General features: G+C 72.4%; 16 protein-coding genes and 1 riboswitch. Of the genes, 3 read left to right on the top strand and 13 right to left on the bottom strand.

The features are described 5' to 3' along the window. Positions 1 to 142 precede the first annotated feature (142 nt). Positions 143 to 1,405, top strand: coding sequence for a glycoside hydrolase family 18 protein (locus CHR28_RS27360; protein ID WP_094056364.1), 1,263 nt, complete (start codon positions 143 to 145; stop codon positions 1,403 to 1,405). A 51-nt stretch (positions 1,406 to 1,456) separates the two neighbouring features. Here the strand turns inward: CHR28_RS27360 and CHR28_RS27355 are convergent, their stop codons facing one another. The 3 genes from CHR28_RS27355 to CHR28_RS27350 all read right to left on the bottom strand — a co-directional run bounded on the left by CHR28_RS27355 (position 1,457) and on the right by CHR28_RS27350 (position 3,806). After that, a complete protein-coding gene (locus CHR28_RS27355) occupies positions 1,457 to 2,113 on the bottom strand; it encodes a TetR/AcrR family transcriptional regulator (protein ID WP_094056363.1) in 657 nt (218 codons plus the stop codon). A gap of 75 nt (positions 2,114 to 2,188) precedes the next feature. Further along, positions 2,189 to 2,335, bottom strand: coding sequence for an SCO1431 family membrane protein (locus CHR28_RS37310; RefSeq protein WP_107473142.1), 147 nt, complete (start codon positions 2,333 to 2,335; stop codon positions 2,189 to 2,191). A 91-nt stretch (positions 2,336 to 2,426) separates the two neighbouring features. Further along, on the bottom strand, positions 2,427 to 3,806 hold the full coding sequence (locus tag CHR28_RS27350; RefSeq protein WP_094056362.1) for a peptidase C39 family protein: 1,380 nt from the start codon (positions 3,804 to 3,806) through the stop codon (positions 2,427 to 2,429). A gap of 221 nt (positions 3,807 to 4,027) precedes the next feature. On the opposite strand from CHR28_RS27350, the gene CHR28_RS27345 reads away from it, so the two are divergent. Beyond that, positions 4,028 to 4,681, top strand: a complete 654-nt coding sequence (locus CHR28_RS27345) for a hypothetical protein (protein ID WP_094056413.1) — start codon at positions 4,028 to 4,030, stop codon at positions 4,679 to 4,681. A 433-nt stretch (positions 4,682 to 5,114) separates the two neighbouring features. Continuing rightward, the gene (locus CHR28_RS27340; protein WP_094056361.1) at positions 5,115 to 6,977 is read left to right on the top strand and encodes an AAA family ATPase; all 1,863 of its coding nucleotides are present in this window, start codon (positions 5,115 to 5,117) and stop codon (positions 6,975 to 6,977) included. Positions 6,978 to 6,987: 10 nt separating this feature from the next. On the opposite strand, the gene CHR28_RS27335 is transcribed toward CHR28_RS27340, so the two are convergent. The 10 genes from CHR28_RS27335 to CHR28_RS27290 all read right to left on the bottom strand — a co-directional run bounded on the left by CHR28_RS27335 (position 6,988) and on the right by CHR28_RS27290 (position 16,346). Continuing rightward, a complete protein-coding gene (locus tag CHR28_RS27335) occupies positions 6,988 to 8,064 on the bottom strand; it encodes a hemolysin family protein (protein ID WP_094056360.1) in 1,077 nt (358 codons plus the stop codon). Then, positions 8,061 to 9,395, bottom strand: a complete 1,335-nt coding sequence (locus CHR28_RS27330) for a hemolysin family protein (RefSeq protein ID WP_094056359.1) — start codon at positions 9,393 to 9,395, stop codon at positions 8,061 to 8,063. The genes CHR28_RS27335 and CHR28_RS27330 overlap by 4 nt, the downstream gene beginning before the upstream one ends. A 238-nt stretch (positions 9,396 to 9,633) precedes the next feature. Then, positions 9,634 to 10,089 carry a PH domain-containing protein gene (locus CHR28_RS27325; protein ID WP_094056358.1) on the bottom strand — a complete coding sequence of 152 codons (456 nt, stop codon included), beginning with the start codon at positions 10,087 to 10,089 and terminating at the stop codon, positions 9,634 to 9,636. A gap of 13 nt (positions 10,090 to 10,102) precedes the next feature. After that, positions 10,103 to 10,951 carry an ATP phosphoribosyltransferase gene (gene hisG / locus CHR28_RS27320; RefSeq protein ID WP_094056357.1) on the bottom strand — a complete coding sequence of 283 codons (849 nt, stop codon included), beginning with the start codon at positions 10,949 to 10,951 and terminating at the stop codon, positions 10,103 to 10,105. A 56-nt stretch (positions 10,952 to 11,007) separates the two neighbouring features. Then, positions 11,008 to 11,280, bottom strand: coding sequence for a phosphoribosyl-ATP diphosphatase (locus CHR28_RS27315; RefSeq protein WP_028423093.1), 273 nt, complete (start codon positions 11,278 to 11,280; stop codon positions 11,008 to 11,010). Between the two features lie 34 nt (positions 11,281 to 11,314). Then, positions 11,315 to 11,800, bottom strand: coding sequence for a 6,7-dimethyl-8-ribityllumazine synthase (gene ribH, locus CHR28_RS27310; protein ID WP_031116695.1), 486 nt, complete (start codon positions 11,798 to 11,800; stop codon positions 11,315 to 11,317). 19 nt (positions 11,801 to 11,819) lie between these two features. After that, complete coding sequence (locus tag CHR28_RS27305) at positions 11,820 to 13,112, bottom strand: bifunctional 3,4-dihydroxy-2-butanone-4-phosphate synthase/GTP cyclohydrolase II (RefSeq protein WP_094056356.1); 1,293 nt, start codon at positions 13,110 to 13,112, stop codon at positions 11,820 to 11,822. Then, positions 13,109 to 13,750, bottom strand: a complete 642-nt coding sequence (locus tag CHR28_RS27300; RefSeq protein WP_094056355.1) for a nicotinamide mononucleotide transporter family protein — start codon at positions 13,748 to 13,750, stop codon at positions 13,109 to 13,111. The genes CHR28_RS27305 and CHR28_RS27300 overlap by 4 nt, the downstream gene beginning before the upstream one ends. Further along, positions 13,747 to 14,355, bottom strand: coding sequence for a riboflavin synthase (locus CHR28_RS27295; protein ID WP_094056354.1), 609 nt, complete (start codon positions 14,353 to 14,355; stop codon positions 13,747 to 13,749). The genes CHR28_RS27300 and CHR28_RS27295 overlap by 4 nt, the downstream gene beginning before the upstream one ends. Positions 14,356 to 14,500: 145 nt before the next feature. Then, a riboswitch (FMN riboswitch) is annotated at positions 14,501 to 14,631 on the bottom strand. Between the two features lie 308 nt (positions 14,632 to 14,939). Then, a complete protein-coding gene (locus tag CHR28_RS27290) occupies positions 14,940 to 16,346 on the bottom strand; it encodes an ROK family transcriptional regulator (RefSeq protein WP_094056353.1) in 1,407 nt (468 codons plus the stop codon). Between the last annotated feature and the right edge of the window lie 28 nt (positions 16,347 to 16,374).

Here is a 16,374-nt window from a genome sequence, read left to right as displayed (position 1 = left end):
AATGGCCGAGCGTGCCGGGGCCCGCGAAATTGGTCCGCACCATTGACCAACTGGTCTAGTCCTCCTACTGTTTCGCTCCACCGACTCACCGCGTTCATGCCAATGAGCGCGGCGTTCCCCTCTCCCCACGAGGAGACACCGGATGCACACCCCCCACCCTTCCCGCTTCCGGGCCATCGTGTCCGCCGCCTGTTGCGCCGTCCTCGGCGCCGGGCTGCTGGCCGGCGCGGGCACCACCGCCACCGCGGCGACCTCGGCTCAGGAGGCCGCCGCAGACGTCCAGGCCGCCCCGCAGGCCAAGGCCGGCTCCAAGGTCCTCGGGTACTTCACCGAATGGGGCACCTACGACCGTAAGTACCACGTCAAGAACATCGAGACGTCCGGCTCGGGCGCGAGGCTCACCCACATCAACTACGCCTTCGGCAACGTCACCGGCGGCAAGTGCGCCATGGGCGACGCCTACGCGGCCACCGACCGGGCCTACACCGCCGCCGAGTCCGTCGACGGCAAGGCCGACACCTGGGACCAGCCGCTGCGCGGCAACTTCAACCAGCTGCGCAAGCTCAAGCAGAAGCACCCGGACCTCAAGGTCCTGTGGTCCTTCGGCGGCTGGACCTGGTCGGCCGGGTTCGGCGAGGCCGCGAAGAACCCGGCCGCCTTCGCCCAGTCCTGCTACGACCTGGTCGAGAACTCCAAGTGGGCCGACGTCTTCGACGGCATCGACATCGACTGGGAGTACCCGAACGCCTGCGGCGCCACCTGCGACACCAGCGGCAAGGCCGCCTTCACCAACCTGATGCAGGCGCTGCGCGCCAAGTTCGGCTCGAAGAACCTGGTCACCGCGGCGATCACCGCCGACGCCACCCCGGGCGGCAAGATCGACGCCGCCGACTACGCGGGCGCCGCCCGGTACGTCGACTGGTACAACCCGATGACCTACGACTTCTTCGGCGCCTGGGACGCCGCCGGACCGACGGCCCCGCACTCGCCGCTGACCTCGTACGCCGGCATACCGAAGGCGGACAACCACTCCTCGGCGACCATCGCGAAGCTGAAGGGCCTCGGCATCCCCGCCTCGAAGCTGCTGCTCGGCATCGGCTTCTACGGCCGCGGCTGGACCGGTGTCACCCAGGCGGCCCCGGGCGGCACCGCGACCGGCCCGGCGGCGGGCACCTACGAGCAGGGCATCGAGGACTACAAGGTCCTGAAGACCAAGTGCCCGGCGACGGGGACGGTGGCCGGCACGGCGTACGCCAAGTGCGGCAGCGACTGGTGGAGTTACGACACCCCGGCGACCATCGCGACCAAGATGAACTACAAGAACCAGCAGGGGCTGGGCGGCACGTTCTTCTGGGAGCTGAGCGGCGACACCGCCAACGGTGAGCTGATCAAGGCCATCAAGTAGTCCCGGGCGACCGAGAGGGGCGGAGGGTCCGTGCGGACGCTCCGCCCTTGCTCATGTGCCCCGGCGGGCCGGTTCCGGGGCCCGGTAGGCCGGGTCCAGCTCCTCGATGGCCCGCAGGGCGCCGCCGAGCGTCTTCACCAGCAGCTCGCACATGGTCGCGCGGGGCAGCTCCGGACGGTCGATCCACTCCAGCGTGGCGCCCTCGACGCTGCAGACCCAGGCCAGCAGGGCCATGCGCGCCAGCGGGGTGACGTCGGCACGGCCGTACGCGCCCTCGGCGATCGTGGCGACCACGGCCGCGCGCACCCCGTCACGGATGGCGTGCACCTCGGTGTCGAAGCCGACGCCGCCGCTGACGATCGTGCGGTACGCGGCCTGGTTGTGCTCGGCGTAGCGCAGATAGCTGTCGACGGTGCGCTGGACCCGGTCGACCGGGGGCAGTTCGAGCCCGCCCGCCGCCAGCGTGATCAGCTCGGCGACCGAGTCCTGGATGATGGCCAGGTAGTAGCCGCGCTTGGACTGGAAGTAGTAGTAGATCAGCCCCTTGGCGACGTGCGCCTGCCGGGCGATGTCGTCCATCGACAGGGCGTCGTAGGACGTGTCGGCGAACAACCTCCGCCCGATGGCGATGAGTTCGGCACGACGCGCCGTCGAGCGCTCGGTGCCGCGGGCCCGGGGGCGCGCGGCGGGCTGGGGGCTGGTATTCACTTTCGACCCTGGTCTCACGGGCGGGGGCGGGACCTCCGCAGTATGGCAGGCCCCACACCCGGTGCGTGGGTCAGGTCACAACAGCCCGAGCTGGGTCACAAGCATCGCGACGACCACGACCAGGGCCCAGCCCATGACGTGCTCGACGATCTTCGGGCCGTCTTCGCGGGGCCCTCCGGTGCGGGCGCGGACGGCGGAGGCGGTGGCGGAGTGCGCGGTCATGGTTCTCGCTCGTTCGGTGGTGCGGGCGGACTTCCCCCGGAGTTCCGTCCCACCTTGCCACCCGGAGCGGCTTGTGCGGCCGAGAGCTTGCTCACATGCGCACGCCCACGGCCGCCAGGGCCCTGCGCTGGGCCGCGGTCGGGTCCGCCGGGAAGTAGAGGTAGCAGACGCCGCCCGTGCCGGAGACGACCGTGCCGGAGCTGTTGTACCGCTTGGTCCGCAGCCAGATGTTCTCGAACTCGCGCCGCCGGTAGACGCGCCGCACGGCCTCGTTGCTCTCGGAGTACGGGTCGTTGGCGATCACGTCGCCGTCGGCGGTGAAGCCGATGACGGTCATCAGGTGCCCCGCGGTGCCGTACCCGGCGCCGGTCAGCTCTCCCTTGGTGAACGACTGGGACGTTATGGCCGGGACCCCGGCCGCGATCAGCGTCTCCAGGTCGGTGAGCGAGCCGAGCCGCGTGACCACGCCCCCGAGGCCCTCGAAGGTCGCCGCGTAGGCGGCGTTGAACGGCCAGTTGCCGCAGCCGCCGTACTGGTGGTCGTAGGTGAACCGGGCCGCGTGGCAGACCTGCGGATCGGCGTACGACGTGTTCACCCAGGCCAGCTGCTCCGGGGTGAGCCGGCCGCCCCAGTACTCGACGATCATCTGGGAGGACGTGGGGCTGCACCAGGCCTCGCCGCCGTTGTCGTACTCGGGGTACTGGCCCTTGTGGATCTCCTGCGAGTAGCGCGGGACGGCCAGTTCCTTCGCGAGGCCGGGCGCGGAGGCCGGGACGGTGAAGCGGGCGGGGACGTCGGAGCCCATCGCGTGCAGCCGCCAGACGGTGGGCGTGGCCCGGGTGCCGGGCCTGCGGTAGAGGGTCAGACGCAGCCGGCAGGAGGCCAGGCGCAGTCCGGCCGCCGGATCGTCGATCGCCAGGGTGTCCGTCCAGACGGTGCTCCTGCCGTCGCTCTGGTCGTCGACCGAGGTGCGGCGGATGTCCTGGTCGCCGGAGGCCCAGCGGCCCATCACGTACCAGGGGCCGCTGGTGCCGTCCGAGTAGGTGACCCGGGCCTCGATCCGGATCCAGGTGCCGGGCGGGGTGTGCGCGTTCCAGGAGACGATCGCCTCCGTCGCGGGAACGGCGAGCCGGTGCGCGGGGGACGTCCAGGTGCCGTACTGCCAGGAGGCGGTGGTGCCGGTGTGCGGGTCCGTGTAGTCGGTGGTCCCGGCGGGGGTGGCGAGGACCAGGCCCGGGCGGTCGCCCGCGACGGCACGGGTGCCCCGGGCGGTACCGGAACACCAGTCGCCGTAGGTGAACCAGGCCCGGTCGTCCACGGTCCGGGTCGGGGCCGCCCGGCCGGCGGCTGCGGAGTCGGTCGTCATGGCGGCCTCGGGATCGGCGGCCGCCACACCCGCGCTTCCGGTGACGGCGGCGGCGGCCATGGCGGCCAGGACGGTTCTGCGGGAGGGCTGATCGGCTCTGCGCATGGCGGGACCCCCGGTGGTCGGAGTCGGGCAGGGGCGGGGCAGGTCCGGCACACGGTCGGTCGCATCGCATCCGTGTGTGCGCCACATATGAGCACAGCCCGCCGGGTCCTGCCAGCACTTCGACCCGCGCCACGCCCACCAATATTGGCGTCGACCAGTGGCACCGGCCCGGGGCACCGTCGTCGGAGTGACACGGGCCCGTCGTTAGAGTGCTGCGCGAGATGAATGTGCCCTTCCGCCCCGCACCGGGGTCCCTCGGCGGCCTGGCCGCCCGGATCCGCCGCCTGCCGCCGTCCTGCGGCCCCGTCCGGCTCGTCGGCGTCGACGGGCACGCCGGCTCCGGGAAGACCACGTTCACCCGGGAGTTGGCCGCGGCGCTGGACGGCGCGCCGGTGCTGCGGCTGGACGACATCGCCAGCCACGACGAACTCTTCGACTGGACCGGCCGGCTGCTGGAGCAGGTGATCGAACCACTGGCCCACGGCCGCACCGCGCACTACTCCCCCTACGACTGGCGGGCCCGCCGCTTCGGCCCGCCCCGCCCGCTGCCCCCGGCCCCGGTGCTCCTCCTGGAGGGTGTCGGCGCGGGACGCCGTGCGCTCCGCCCCCACCTGGCCCTGCTGCTGTGGCTCGACCTGCCGTGCGAGGAGGCCTGGGCGCGGGGGCGATCGCGGGACGGGGAGGAACAGCGGGAGTTCTGGAACGGCTGGGTCCCGGCGGAGCGCCGGCATTTCGCCGCCGACCCCTCGCGGCCGTTCGCCGACGCGTTGGTACGGCAGAGGGAAGAGGGATACGAGGTGCTTCCGGGGCCGGCGGGGAACTCCGAAACGGACCGCGCCCTCACTCAGGGTGACGAACCGCCCGCAGTGTGCTGAACGTGTGAAGAGACCGTGCCGGGCATCTTCCGGGAGTGCCTCAACTCGGCTTGACCGACGGCCCGTACAGGTCTTACGTTCTCCATGTGCGGCCATCGAGGGCCGCCCCAGGACGCGAAGCCCCCGGTTGTTCCCCCGTGATCGGGGGCTTCGTTCTGTCTTCTCGCGGTTCTCCGCGCGCCGCGCGGCGCCGAACGCTCACCCTCGGTCACCGGCCGCGACCGCGCCGCAGCCCCTCCCACCTCGCCGAACGGCCCGTGCGGCACCCTACGGACGCGCCGCCGCCGCGGGTACGATGCCCTCGTCGCGACCTGCGGACGGTTGCTGCGCACACGGTGCAACTCCGGTCCGTGGCACAGCGGTTCGAGCAGGGCAGCCGACCGGGGGACGGCTCGTTGGCATACCGACGGGGGCACGCTTCGTGGGGGACGTGATGGACTTCGGCACGCAGGGCCCTCAGGCCCCGGCCGACCTCGCCTGGCTACGCGGCGTGGACGCGTACACCATGGGCGCCTATCCGCAGGCCGAGGAGGAGTTCCGGGCCGCCGTGCGGATCGACCCCGGGATGGCCGACGGCTGGCTCGGGCTGCACGCGCTGCGCGTCGACACGACGACCGCGCTGCTGCGGATGTTCCGCCACCGGGACCGCTTCGGCGAACAGCGCACCCGCTACCGCCGCACGCTCAACTCCTGGTACTGGCTGGGCTGGTGGGTGCAGCCCGTGCTGGAGAGCCCGCGCGACCTGCTGCTCGCGCACGCCTCCCACTGGCTGGACGGCCGGCACGTCCCGGAGCTGGACCGGGCCCTGGCCGGACTGCCGCCGGTGGACACCGACCACCAGGTCCGCTTCCTGCACGCCTGCCGCGCCTATCTGGTCAAGGACTGGGAGCAGTTGGTCCGGCACACCGATCCGCTGCTCGACGACCCCATGCTCGGCATCGAGGCGGGGCTGTTCGGCGGCATGGCCCGGGTGCGGCTGGAGATGTACGGGCAGGCCGAGCCGCTGCTGTCCGCGGCGCTGATGCGCTGCCGCAGCGAGCAGCCGCAGCGCAAGGAGCTGCGCTACTGGCTCGCCCGGGCCCACGAGGGCACCGGCCGCAGCGCCGCCGCGCTCCCCCTGTACCGGGCCGTGCACCGGGTCGACCCGGCGTTCATGGACACCTCGGCCCGGCTCGCCGCGATCGCCGAGGGCGACGGGTACGAGGACGCCGCCGGCCTCGCGGCGATCACGCTCACCGGCACCGGGCAGGACGCCGTGGACGGGCCGGACGGCTTCGACCCGCTCTTCGGCATCGAGGGCCGCGACCTGCGCCTGCCCGACCTGGAGCCGCCCGTCTCCGCTCCCCTGCCACCGGTCACCGGCCCCGCCGTCCGCGAGCGCGGCGGTCCGACGCCGTCCCTGCCCACCGGGCCCACCGATCCCGCGTTACTGGAGGAGGCACTCGCCGAGCTGGAGCGGATGGTGGGGCTGGAGCCGGTGAAGCGCCAGGTCAAGGCGTTGTCGGCACAGTTGAACATGGCCCGGCTGCGGGCGGGCCAGGGGCTGCCCGTCCAGCCGCCGAAACGCCACTTCGTCTTCTCCGGCCCCTCCGGCACCGGCAAGACCACCGTCGCCCGCATCCTCGGCCGCGTCTTCTACGCCCTCGGACTGCTCGGCGGCGACCATCTCGTGGAGGCCCAGCGCGCCGACCTGGTCGGCGAGTACCTCGGGCAGACCGCCGTGAAGGCGAACGAACTGATCGACTCGGCCCTCGGCGGCGTCCTCTTCGTCGACGAGGCGTACGCGCTGTCCAACTCGGGCTACGGCAAAGGGGACGCCTACGGCGACGAGGCGCTCCAGGTGCTGCTGAAGCGGGCCGAGGACAATCGCGACCACCTCGTGGTGATCCTGGCCGGCTACCCCGAGGGCATGGACCGGCTCCTCGCCGCGAACCCCGGGCTGTCCTCCCGCTTCACCACGCGCGTCGACTTCCCGTCCTACCGCCCCCTCGAACTCACCGAGATCGGCAAGGTGCTGGCCGCGGAGAACGGCGACGTCTGGGACGAGGAGGCCCTCGACGAGCTGCGCTCCATCGCCGGCCACGTGGTGGACCAGGGGTGGATCGACGAGCTGGGCAACGGGCGGTTCCTGCGCACGCTGTACGAGAAGAGCTGCGCGTACCGGGATCTGCGGCTGTCGGTGTACCCCGGGGTGCTGGGGCGCGAGGACCTGGCGACGCTGCGGCTGCCGGATCTGATGCAGGCGTACGGCGAGGTGCTGTCCGGGCGGGGCCCGCAGGATCCGCCCGGACTGTGACGTACCGGCCCTACGTCGCCAGTACCTCCTCGCCCGACCTCGGCTCGGTCAGCCGTACCTCGCGCACCTGGCGGTGGGCGGGGTCGCGCACCTCCCCGACCAGCAGTTCGAGCACGTCTTCCAGCGCCACGAGTCCGAGTACCTTCCCGGAGCCGTCGGCCACCTGGGCCAGGTGCGTCGCCGCCCGGCGCATGACCGTCAGCGCGTCGTCCAGCGGCAGTTCCGACCGCAGGGTCGTCATGGGCCGCCACAGGTGCTGCGGCACGGCCCGCTCCGAGTCCTCCAGGTCCAGGACGTCCTTGACGTGCAGGTAGCCCATGAACGCGCCGTTGTCCGCGGCCACCGGGAAGCGGGAGTAGCCCGTGCGGGCGGTGAGCCCGACGATCCGCGCCGGCGTGACCGAGGGGCTGACCGTCACGAGTGACTCGCGCCGCAGCAGGACGTCCGTCACCGGGCGGGAACCCAGCTCCAGCGCGTCCTCCAGGCGCTCGGCCTCCTCCGGGTCGAGCAGGCCCGCCTGCCCCGCGTCCTCCACCAGCCGGTTGAGCTGCTCGCTGGTGAAGACGGCCTCGACCTCGTCCTTGGGCTCGACGTGGAACAGCCGCAGGATGCCCTGGGAGACGGCGCCGAGGGCGAAGGTGACCGGCTTGCAGAAGCGGGCGAACCAGACCAGGCCCGGGCTGAGCCAGAGCGCGGCCTTCTCGGGCGCCGCCATCGCCAGGTTCTTCGGGACCATCTCGCCGATGACGAGGTGGAAGAAGACCACGGCGGCCAGGGCGATCACATAGGTGAGCGGGTGGATCATGCCCTCGGGCAGGTGGACCCGCTCGAAGAGCGGCTCCAGCAGATGCGCCACGGTCGGTTCGGCGACCGCGCCGAGGGTCAGGGAGCAGACCGTGATGCCGAACTGGGCCGCCGCCATCATCTGCGGCAGCCGCTCCAGGCCGTACAGCACCTGGCGGGCGCGGGCCGTGCCGAGGGGTTCGATCTGGCTGCGGCGTACGGAGACCAGCGCGAACTCGGCGCCGACGAAGAACCCGTTGGCCAGCACGAGCAGTGCGGCGAAGAGCAGTTGGAGCAGGCTCATCGGACGGCCTCCGTCGTGGCGGTCACCGGGGCGGTCCGCACGAGCCGGACCCGTTCCGCGCGGTAGTGCCCGACCTGGCGCACCGCGAGGCGCCAGCCGGGCAGCTCGGCCTTGTCGCCGACGGCCGGGATCCGGCCCAGCAGGTCGGCGATCAGCCCGGCGACCGTCTCGTACGGGCCCTCGGGCACGTCGAGGCCTATGCGCCGGAGCACGTCGACGCGGCAGCTGCCGTCGACGTCCCAGGCGGGCCTGCCGTCCTCGGGCGGCGCGGAGGCCAGCTCGGGCAGGTCGTGGCCGTCGTGCTCGTCGCGGACCTCGCCGACGAGCTCCTCCACGATGTCCTCCAGCGTGACGACCCCGGCCGTGCCGCCGTACTCGTCGACGACGACCGCGATGGGCTGCTCGCTGCGCAGCCGGGTCAGCAGGGGCTTGACGGGCAGGGTCTCGGGGACGAGCAGCGCCGGGCGGGCGATGCGGCCGACGGGCGTGCGCAGCCGGTCCTGCACGGGCACGGCGAGGGCGTCCTTGAGGTGGACCATGCCGACGACCTCGTCGATCCGCTCCCGGTAGACGGGGAAGCGGGACAGGCCGGTGGCGCGGGTCAGGTTCACCACGTCCTCCGCGGTGGCCGAGGACTGCAGGGCGCTGACCTTCACGCGCGGCGTCATCACGTGCTGGGCGGTCAGCTCGCCGAGGGACAGGGTCCGCACGAAGAGGTCGGCCGTGTCCTGTTCCAGGGCGCCGGCCAGGGCGGAGTGGCGGGCCAGGGAGACCAGCTCGCCGGGGGTGCGGGCGGAGGCCAGTTCCTCGGCGGGCTCGAAGCCCAGGGCCCGCACGAGCCGGTTCGCGACGGCGTTGAGGCCCGCGATGACCGGGCGGAACAGCCGGGCGAAGACGTGCTGCGGTGCCGCGACGAAACGCGCGACCTGCAGCGGTCTGGACACCGCCCAGTTCTTGGGGAGCAGTTCGCCGATCACCATCTGCACGGCGGAGGCCACCAGCATGCCGACGACGACCGTGACACCGGAGACGGCGCCCTCGGGGACGCCGATCGAGGTGAACGGGCCGTGCAGCAGCTCCGCGAGCGCCGGCTCCGCGAGCATGCCGACGACGAGGGAGGTGATGGTGATGCCGAGCTGGGTGCCGGAGAGCTGGAAGGACAGTTCCTTGAGTGATTCGACGACGCGCTGGGCGCGCCGGTCGCCCTCGGCGGCGGCCTTCTCGGCCTCGGGCCGTTCGACCGTCACGAGTCCGAACTCGGCCGCCACGAAGAATCCGTTGGCGAGAATCAGCAGGAACGCGGCTGCCAGAAGCAGCAGGGGGGTGGTCATGATGCCGCCGCCTCGCCACGGTCGCGGACACGGTCCGCGCTATGTCGGCAGGGGGCGGCGCAGGTACTACAGGACGATCCGTCCATCGCCGGAGGGGGTCACTCCTCTGTCAGCAGGAAGCCTCTGCGCACCGGGCGGGGCAGCAGCGGCGAAGGCGCGTCCGTCGCGCCTCCGCCAACAGATTAATCAAGACACCGCCCGCAGCGGCAGTGGCGACCGCCGTGCGGCTTGCCACGCCTCAGCTCCGGGGCCGCTCGGGATCCGCCACGGAACGCGCCTCGACGAGCGCCCGCAGCGCCCGGGCGTCGGCGATGGCGCGCTGCCTCGCGATGCCCGGCTGGATGCCCAGGGCGGGCAGGCTGGTGCCGTCGCTGAGGCCCAGGAACACCCAGGGGTCGCCGGGCCGGAGGGTCACCTGGAGGATCTCGGCCCACGCCAGCCGGCGCTTGTTCGTGAGGTTGACCACGGTGACGCCGTTCTCGTCGGCGACGACCTTGGGACGCGCCAGCAGGAGCAGCACGGCGTCCAGCAGCAGTGCCGTGACGACGAAGCTGAGGCGCTCGGCGGGGCTGAGCTGCTGCAGCAGCATCGCGACGGCCGTGATCACCACGAGGATCGCGACGGCGGCCCCGAGCAGCACCGCGCGGGTGCTGCCCGGCCGGAACGTGACGGGCAGGGTGGGCAGGTCGGACATGGCGGTACGCCCCTCAGAGACGGCAGGCGTGGATGGCCGTGGTCAGGATGGCCCGGGCGCCGATGTCGTACAGGTCGTCCATGATCCGCTGGGCCTCCTTGGCCGGGACCATCGCGCGGACGGCGACCCAGCCCTCGTTGTGCAGCGGGGAGACGGTCGGCGACTCCAGACCGGGGGTGAGGGCGACGGCCTTCTCCAGCTGCTCGACGCGGCAGTCGTAGTCCATCATCACGTACGTCCGGGCGACCAGGACGCCCTGGAGGCGGCGCAGGAACTGCTGGACCTTGGGGTCGTCGGGGTCGGCGCCGGTGCGGCGGATCACGACGGCCTCGGACTGCATGATGGGCTCGCCGACGACCTCAAGGCCCGCGTTGCGCAGGGAGGTGCCGGTCTCGACGACGTCGGCGATGACCTGGGCGACGCCGAGCTGGATGGCGGTCTCGACGGCGCCGTCGAGGTGGACGACGGAGGCCTCGATGCCGTGCTCGGCGAGGTGGCCCGCGACGATGCCCTCGTAGGACGTGGCGACGGTCTTGCCCGCCAGGTCGGCCAGGCCGTCGATGGTGCCGGGCTTGCCGGCGTAGCGGAACGTGGAGCGGGCGAAGCCGAGCGGGAGGATCTCCTCGGCGTCGGCGCCCGAGTCGATCAGCAGGTCCCGGCCGGTGAGGCCGATGTCGAGCTGACCGGAGGCGACGTAGATCGCGATGTCGCGGGGGCGCAGGTAGAAGAACTCGACCTCGTTGGTCGGGTCGACGATCCGCAGTTCCTTGGACTCCCTGCGCTGCTGGTAGCCGGCCTCATGCAGCATCTCCGCCGCAGGGCCTGAGAGGGAACCCTTGTTGGGGACGGCGATGCGCAGCATGAGGTCGGCTTCCTTTGCGTGGGTGTGGTGCGGGGGGGGGGAGGGACGGATGCGGCTCAGAGGTGGGCGTAGACGTCGTCGAGGCTGATGCCGCGGGCGACCATCATCACCTGGACGTGGTACAGCAGCTGCGAGATCTCCTCGGCTGCCGCCTCCTTGCCCTCGTACTCGGCGGCCATCCACACTTCGGCGGCCTCCTCGACGACCTTCTTGCCGATGGCGTGGACGCCCTTGCCGACCAGTTCTGCGGTGCGGGAAGAGGCGGGGTCGCCGTGGGCGGCCTTGTGCTGGAGCTCGGTGAAGAGCTCCTCGAACGTCTTCTTGGACATGGTGACGCTCAGCCTATGCCACATACGTCTTTCGTCAGCGCCAGGGTTCGGATACTGAGCGGAGCGTGGCCGCGGTCGCCACCGCGGCCGTCACCGCCTCGTGTCCCTTGTCCTCGCTGGAGCCCTCGATTCCGGCGCGGTCGAGCGCCTGCTCCTCGGTGTCGCAGGTCAGCACGCCGAAGCCGACGGGCACGCCGGTGTCGACGGACACCTGGGTGAGGCCCTGGGTGACGCCCTGGCACACGTAGTCGAAGTGGGGGGTTCCGCCGCGGATGACGACGCCGAGGGCGACGATCGCGTCGTAGCCGCGGCCCGCGAGGACCTTGGCGACGACCGGCAGCTCCCAGCTGCCGGGGACCCTGAGCAGGGTCGGCTCGTCGATGCCCAGGTCGTGCAGGGCGCGCAGGGCGCCGTCGACCAGACCGTCCATCACCTTCTCGTGCCACTGCGCCGCGATGACGGCGACCCGGAGATCACCCACATTGCGTACGGACAGTTCCGGTGCACCCTTGCCGCTCACGTTGCTCCCTTGTGCTCTGTTACTGGTTGCCGCAGGCCGGCACGGTGGTCGTGTCGAGCCAGGGCAGGTCGTGGCCCATCCGGTCCCGCTTGGTGCGCAGGTAGCGGAGGTTGTGCTCGCCGGCGCTGACCGGCATCGGCACGCGTGCCTTGACGACGATGCCGTGCCGGGTGAGGGCGTCGGTCTTGTCGGGGTTGTTGGTCAGCAGCCGTACGCTGCGCACGCCGAGGTCGGCGAGGATCTGCGCTCCGGCCCCGTAGTCGCGGGCGTCGGCGGGCAGGCCCAGTTCGAGGTTGGCGTCGAGGGTGTCCCGGCCGCGCTCCTGGAGCTCGTAGGCGCGCAGCTTGGACATCAGGCCGATGCCGCGGCCCTCGTGTCCGCGCAGGTAGACCACCACACCGCGGCCCTCCTCCTGGATGCGGGCCAGGGAGGCGTCCAGCTGGGGTCCGCAGTCGCAGCGGGCGGAGCCGAAGACGTCGCCGGTGAGGCATTCGGAGTGGACGCGCACGAGGACGTCGTCGCCGTCGCCGATCTCGCCGTGCACCAGGGCGACGTGCTCGACGCCGTCGACGGTGGAGCGGTAGCCGTGGGCGGTGAACGTGCCGTGGGCGGTGGGCAGCTGGGTCTTCGCCTCGCGGCGGACGGTGGGCTCGCTGCTGCGGCGGTAGGCGATCAGGTCCTCGATGGAGATGATCGTCAGGCCGTGCTTGCGGGCGAAGGGGACGAGCTCGGGCAGGCGCAGCATGCGCCCGTCCTCGCCGGCGATCTCGACGATGGCGCCGGCCGGGCGCAGGCCGGCGAGGCGGGCCAGGTCGACGGCGGCCTCGGTGTGGCCGTTGCGGGTGAGGACGCCGCCGGGCCGGGCGCGCAGCGGGAAGATGTGGCCGGGGCGGACGAAGTCGTCGGGCCCGGACACGCCGTCGGCGAGCAGCCGGAGGGTGGTGGCGCGGTCGGCGGCGGAGATGCCGGTGCTCACGCCGTGCGCGGCGGAGGCGTCGACGGAGACCGTGAAGGCGGTCTTCATCGACTCGGTGTTGTCGTCGACCATCTGCGGCAGCCGCAGCCGGTCGAGTTCGTCGCCCTCCATGGGGGCGCAGATCAGGCCGCGGCACTCGCTCATCATGAAGGCGACGATCTCGGGGGTCGCCTTCTCGGCGGCGATGACGAGGTCGCCCTCGTTCTCCCGGTCCTCGTCGTCGACGACCACGACCGGGCGGCCGGCGGCGATGTCGGCGACGGCCTGTTCGACGGGGTCGAGCGCGAGGTCCTCGAACGCGCCGTCGGTGCTGTACAGGATCGGTGCGGCACTCATGCCGGCGCTCCTTCCAGGGTGGGCCGCGCGGCCTGACGCGAGCGCAGCCACCAGTCGCGCAGGCCCCACAGGACGAGCGCGCCGTAGATGACGTAGACGAAGCCGGAGAAGGCGTAGCCGTTGGCGAAGTTGAGGGGCACGCCGACGAGGTCGACGAGCAGCCAGGCGAACCAGAACTCGACCATGCCGCGGGCCTGGGCGTACATCGCGACGACTGTGCCGACGAAGATGTAGGCGTCCGGCCAGGGGTCCCAGGACAGCTTCGGGTAGGCCGTGAAGAGCAGCGCCACCGCGACCGTGCCGGCGGCGGCCGCGGCGGCCATCGCGGCCCGCTCGCGCCAGGTGGCGAACCGGACGGCGATGTGGCCGTCCTCGCCCTGTCCCTTGCCGCGCTGCCACTGCCACCAGCCGTACAGGGCAACGACCATGACGACCGCCTGCTTGCCCGCGCTGCCGGTGAGGTGGCCGAAGAAGGCGCCGAAGAGGATGAGGCCGGCCAGGAACTGCACGGGCCAGGTCCAGATGGAGCGCCGCCAGCCGAGGGCGAGGGCGGCCAGGCCGAAGAGGTTGCCGACCATGTCGGACCAGAGGATGTGCTGGCCGAAGAGGACGAACGCCTCGGAGTTCAGCGTGTTCACTCGGCCGCCCCCCGCGCGCGGTCGCCCAGCATGCGCTCGACGTACTTGGCGATGACGTCCACTTCGAGGTTGACCGGGTCGCCGGGCTGCTTGTGGCCGAGCGTGGTCAGGTCGAGGGTGGTGGGGATCAGGCTGACCGTGAAGTGGTCGAGGCCGGCGTCGACGACGGTGAGGCTGATGCCGTCGACGGTGATGGAGCCCTTCTCGACGACGTACCGGGTGAGGTCGGCGGGGAGGGAGATCTTGACGATCTCCCAGTGCTCCGAGGGCTTGCGCTCCAGGATTTCGCCGGTGCCGTCGACATGGCCCTGCACGATGTGCCCGCCGAGGCGGTCGCCGACGGCCATGGGGCGTTCGAGGTTGACGCGGGAGCCGGGCTTCAGGGCGCCGAGGCTTGAGCGGTTCAGGGTCTCGGCCATGACGTCGGCCGTGAACTCGTCGCCCTCGTGGTCGACGACCGTGAGGCAGACGCCGTTGACGGCGATGGAATCGCCGTGCTTCGCGCCCTGTGTGACGACGGGGCCGCGCAGGCGGAAGCGACAGGCGTCGTCGAGGGTCTCGACGGCGGTGACCTCGCCCAGCTCTTCGACGATTCCGGTGAACACTTCCCGGGTCCTCCTGCCTCTTCGGGCACGGACTCCGGGGCTGTCGATGACGACAGATCACACGAACGGGAACACCGGGGACGACGCCGGATGGAGTCCGTCCTCAGGACGGACCGCTCGGGCGGCGCGCACGGATGCCCGCTCGCCGCGCACTGCCTCCCATCCGGACTTTAACCGTCGGTCCAGGAATTTCACCTGGTCAACCGGTCGCTGGAGGCGACCGGGTCGCGGACTGTAACCGCCGGTTCGGACTTTCACCGACCCCGGAGTGCGCTGCTGTTGGTACACGGCCAGTGTGCCACGCCCGATCGAGGTCCAGACGGGCGAACGGTGTGGGGTGCCTCACAGAACGTGGCGCCCTCCTTTCCGAGCGCGACGGTGCGGCCAACTCCCGCGAGCGGTCCGGGACTCGGCTTGGTCCGCACCGCTTGGTCCGCACCTATTGACGCTGTGGTCTAGTCCTTTCTAGGGTCAGCGCCAGGGTCGGCACTTCCCACCCCCCACGGACCGGCCCGGCGGCGGTGACGACGGCCCTTGCCCGCCGTCGGGCCTTCCAGCGCGGGGGCGCCCCCGCGCCGCGGGCGCTACCAGCGCGGCGCCGTCTCACCCCGCGTGAACAGTTCGCCCTGTGCGCGGTCGCGCGCCGTCAGCAGCGCGCCGCGCAGGACCGCGCCACCGCCCAGGGTGGTGGCCCGCACCTCGGTGGGCAGCGGTGTCATCCGGACGAGGCGCTCACGCACCCGCGCGGCGAGCACCGCACCCCCGGCCCGCCCGACCTCACCACCGAGCACCACACACCCCGGGTCGAGAATCGCAACGACAGAGGCGACCCCGACGACCAGCCGATCGGCGAGGGCGTCCAGGAAACGGGCAGCGGGTGCGGGGGCGGCTTCCCGGGCGGCCGGCGCGGGCGCAGTCACCCGGACCGCCGCCTTCCCGACGGGTACGGGCGCGGCCTCCGGAGCCGCCGCCTCTACGACCGGCGCGGGCGCAGTCACCCGGACCGACGTCTTCCCGGCCAGTGCGGGCGCAGCCCCCGGGGCCACCGCCTCCCCGACCGGCGCGGGCTCGGCCTCTCTGGCCACCGCCTCCCCGACCAGGGCGGCGGCCGCCCGTAGCACCCCCACCGCCGAGGGTTCCTGGCCTGCCGCCGGTGGCAGGCCGGAGCGTGTCGCGAGGTCGAGCACTGCCGCCGCCGAGGCCAGGGAGTGGAAGCCGCCCTCGCAGTCGGTCGCGGTGGGCAGGGCGCCGGTGCCCGGGACGGGCAGGAAGCCGATCTCGCCGGTACCGCCGGAGGAGCCGCGGCGCAGGGCGCCGTCCAGGACCACCGCCGCTCCCGTGCCGTGGCCCAGCCACAGCAGGACGAACGTGTCGCGGTCCCGGGCGGCGCCGTCGCGCTGCTCGGCCACGGCCGCGAGGTTGGTCTCGTTCTCCACGCTCACCCGCGCCTCGGGCAGCCGCTCCTGGAGGGCCGCGACCAGCCGGCGGTGCCACTCGGGCAGCCCGGAGGAGTCGCGCAGTTCGCCACTGGCCGGGTCGATCAGCCCGGGCGCCCCGATGCAGACGGTGTGCAGCCGGTCCGTCCCGGCCTCCTTGGCCACGCGCTCGACCAGCGCGACGGCCTGCTCCACGGCGGGACCGGTGCCGGTGTCCCCGCCGATCGGCACCGACGCCTCGGCCAGCACCCGCCCCACCAGGTCGGCGACGGCCACGGCCACGCCCTCGGTGCGCACGTCCAGCGCGGCGAGGTGCGCCCGGTCGGCGACGATGCCGTAGACCTTGGCGTTGGGTCCGCGCCGCTGCTCCCCCGCCTCGCCGACGACCGCGATCAGGCCGGCGGCGGTGAGGCGGTCGACGAGGTCGGCGACGGTCGGCCGGGACAGACCGGTCAGCTGTTTCAACTGCCCTGCCGTCAGCGGGCCCTCCTGCTGGAGCAGACGCAGGGCGAGCCGGTCGTTGATGGCCCGGGCGGTGCTCGGGGATGCGGGCATGCCGGGATCCTTCCAGATCGCCGGGCCC

The sequence above is a fragment of the Streptomyces sp. XY006 genome (genome assembly GCF_002237655.1).
Taxonomy (GTDB): Bacteria; Actinomycetota; Actinomycetes; order Streptomycetales; family Streptomycetaceae; genus Streptomyces; species Streptomyces levis.
The sequence above is the reverse complement of the archived record's forward strand: the minus strand, read 5'-3'. Positions and strand labels throughout refer to the sequence as shown.

Excerpts from the sequence above, each read along its gene's own strand:
- CHR28_RS27360 (WP_094056364.1), top strand. The coding sequence starts at position 143 with ATGCACACCCCCCACCCTTCCCGCTTCCGGGCCATCGTGTCCGCCGCC.
- CHR28_RS37310 (WP_107473142.1), bottom strand. The coding sequence starts at position 2,335 with ATGACCGCGCACTCCGCCACCGCCTCCGCCGTCCGCGCCCGCACCGGA.
- CHR28_RS27350 (WP_094056362.1), bottom strand. The coding sequence starts at position 3,806 with ATGCGCAGAGCCGATCAGCCCTCCCGCAGAACCGTCCTGGCCGCCATG.
- CHR28_RS27345 (WP_094056413.1), top strand. The coding sequence starts at position 4,028 with ATGAATGTGCCCTTCCGCCCCGCACCGGGGTCCCTCGGCGGCCTGGCC.
- CHR28_RS27340 (WP_094056361.1), top strand. The coding sequence starts at position 5,115 with ATGGACTTCGGCACGCAGGGCCCTCAGGCCCCGGCCGACCTCGCCTGG.
- CHR28_RS27335 (WP_094056360.1), bottom strand. The coding sequence starts at position 8,064 with ATGAGCCTGCTCCAACTGCTCTTCGCCGCACTGCTCGTGCTGGCCAAC.
- CHR28_RS27330 (WP_094056359.1), bottom strand. The coding sequence starts at position 9,395 with ATGACCACCCCCCTGCTGCTTCTGGCAGCCGCGTTCCTGCTGATTCTC.
- CHR28_RS27325 (WP_094056358.1), bottom strand. The coding sequence starts at position 10,089 with ATGTCCGACCTGCCCACCCTGCCCGTCACGTTCCGGCCGGGCAGCACC.
- hisG (WP_094056357.1), bottom strand. The coding sequence starts at position 10,951 with ATGCTGCGCATCGCCGTCCCCAACAAGGGTTCCCTCTCAGGCCCTGCG.
- CHR28_RS27315 (WP_028423093.1), bottom strand. The coding sequence starts at position 11,280 with ATGTCCAAGAAGACGTTCGAGGAGCTCTTCACCGAGCTCCAGCACAAG.
- CHR28_RS27305 (WP_094056356.1), bottom strand. The coding sequence starts at position 13,112 with ATGAGTGCCGCACCGATCCTGTACAGCACCGACGGCGCGTTCGAGGAC.
- CHR28_RS27290 (WP_094056353.1), bottom strand. The coding sequence starts at position 16,346 with ATGCCCGCATCCCCGAGCACCGCCCGGGCCATCAACGACCGGCTCGCC.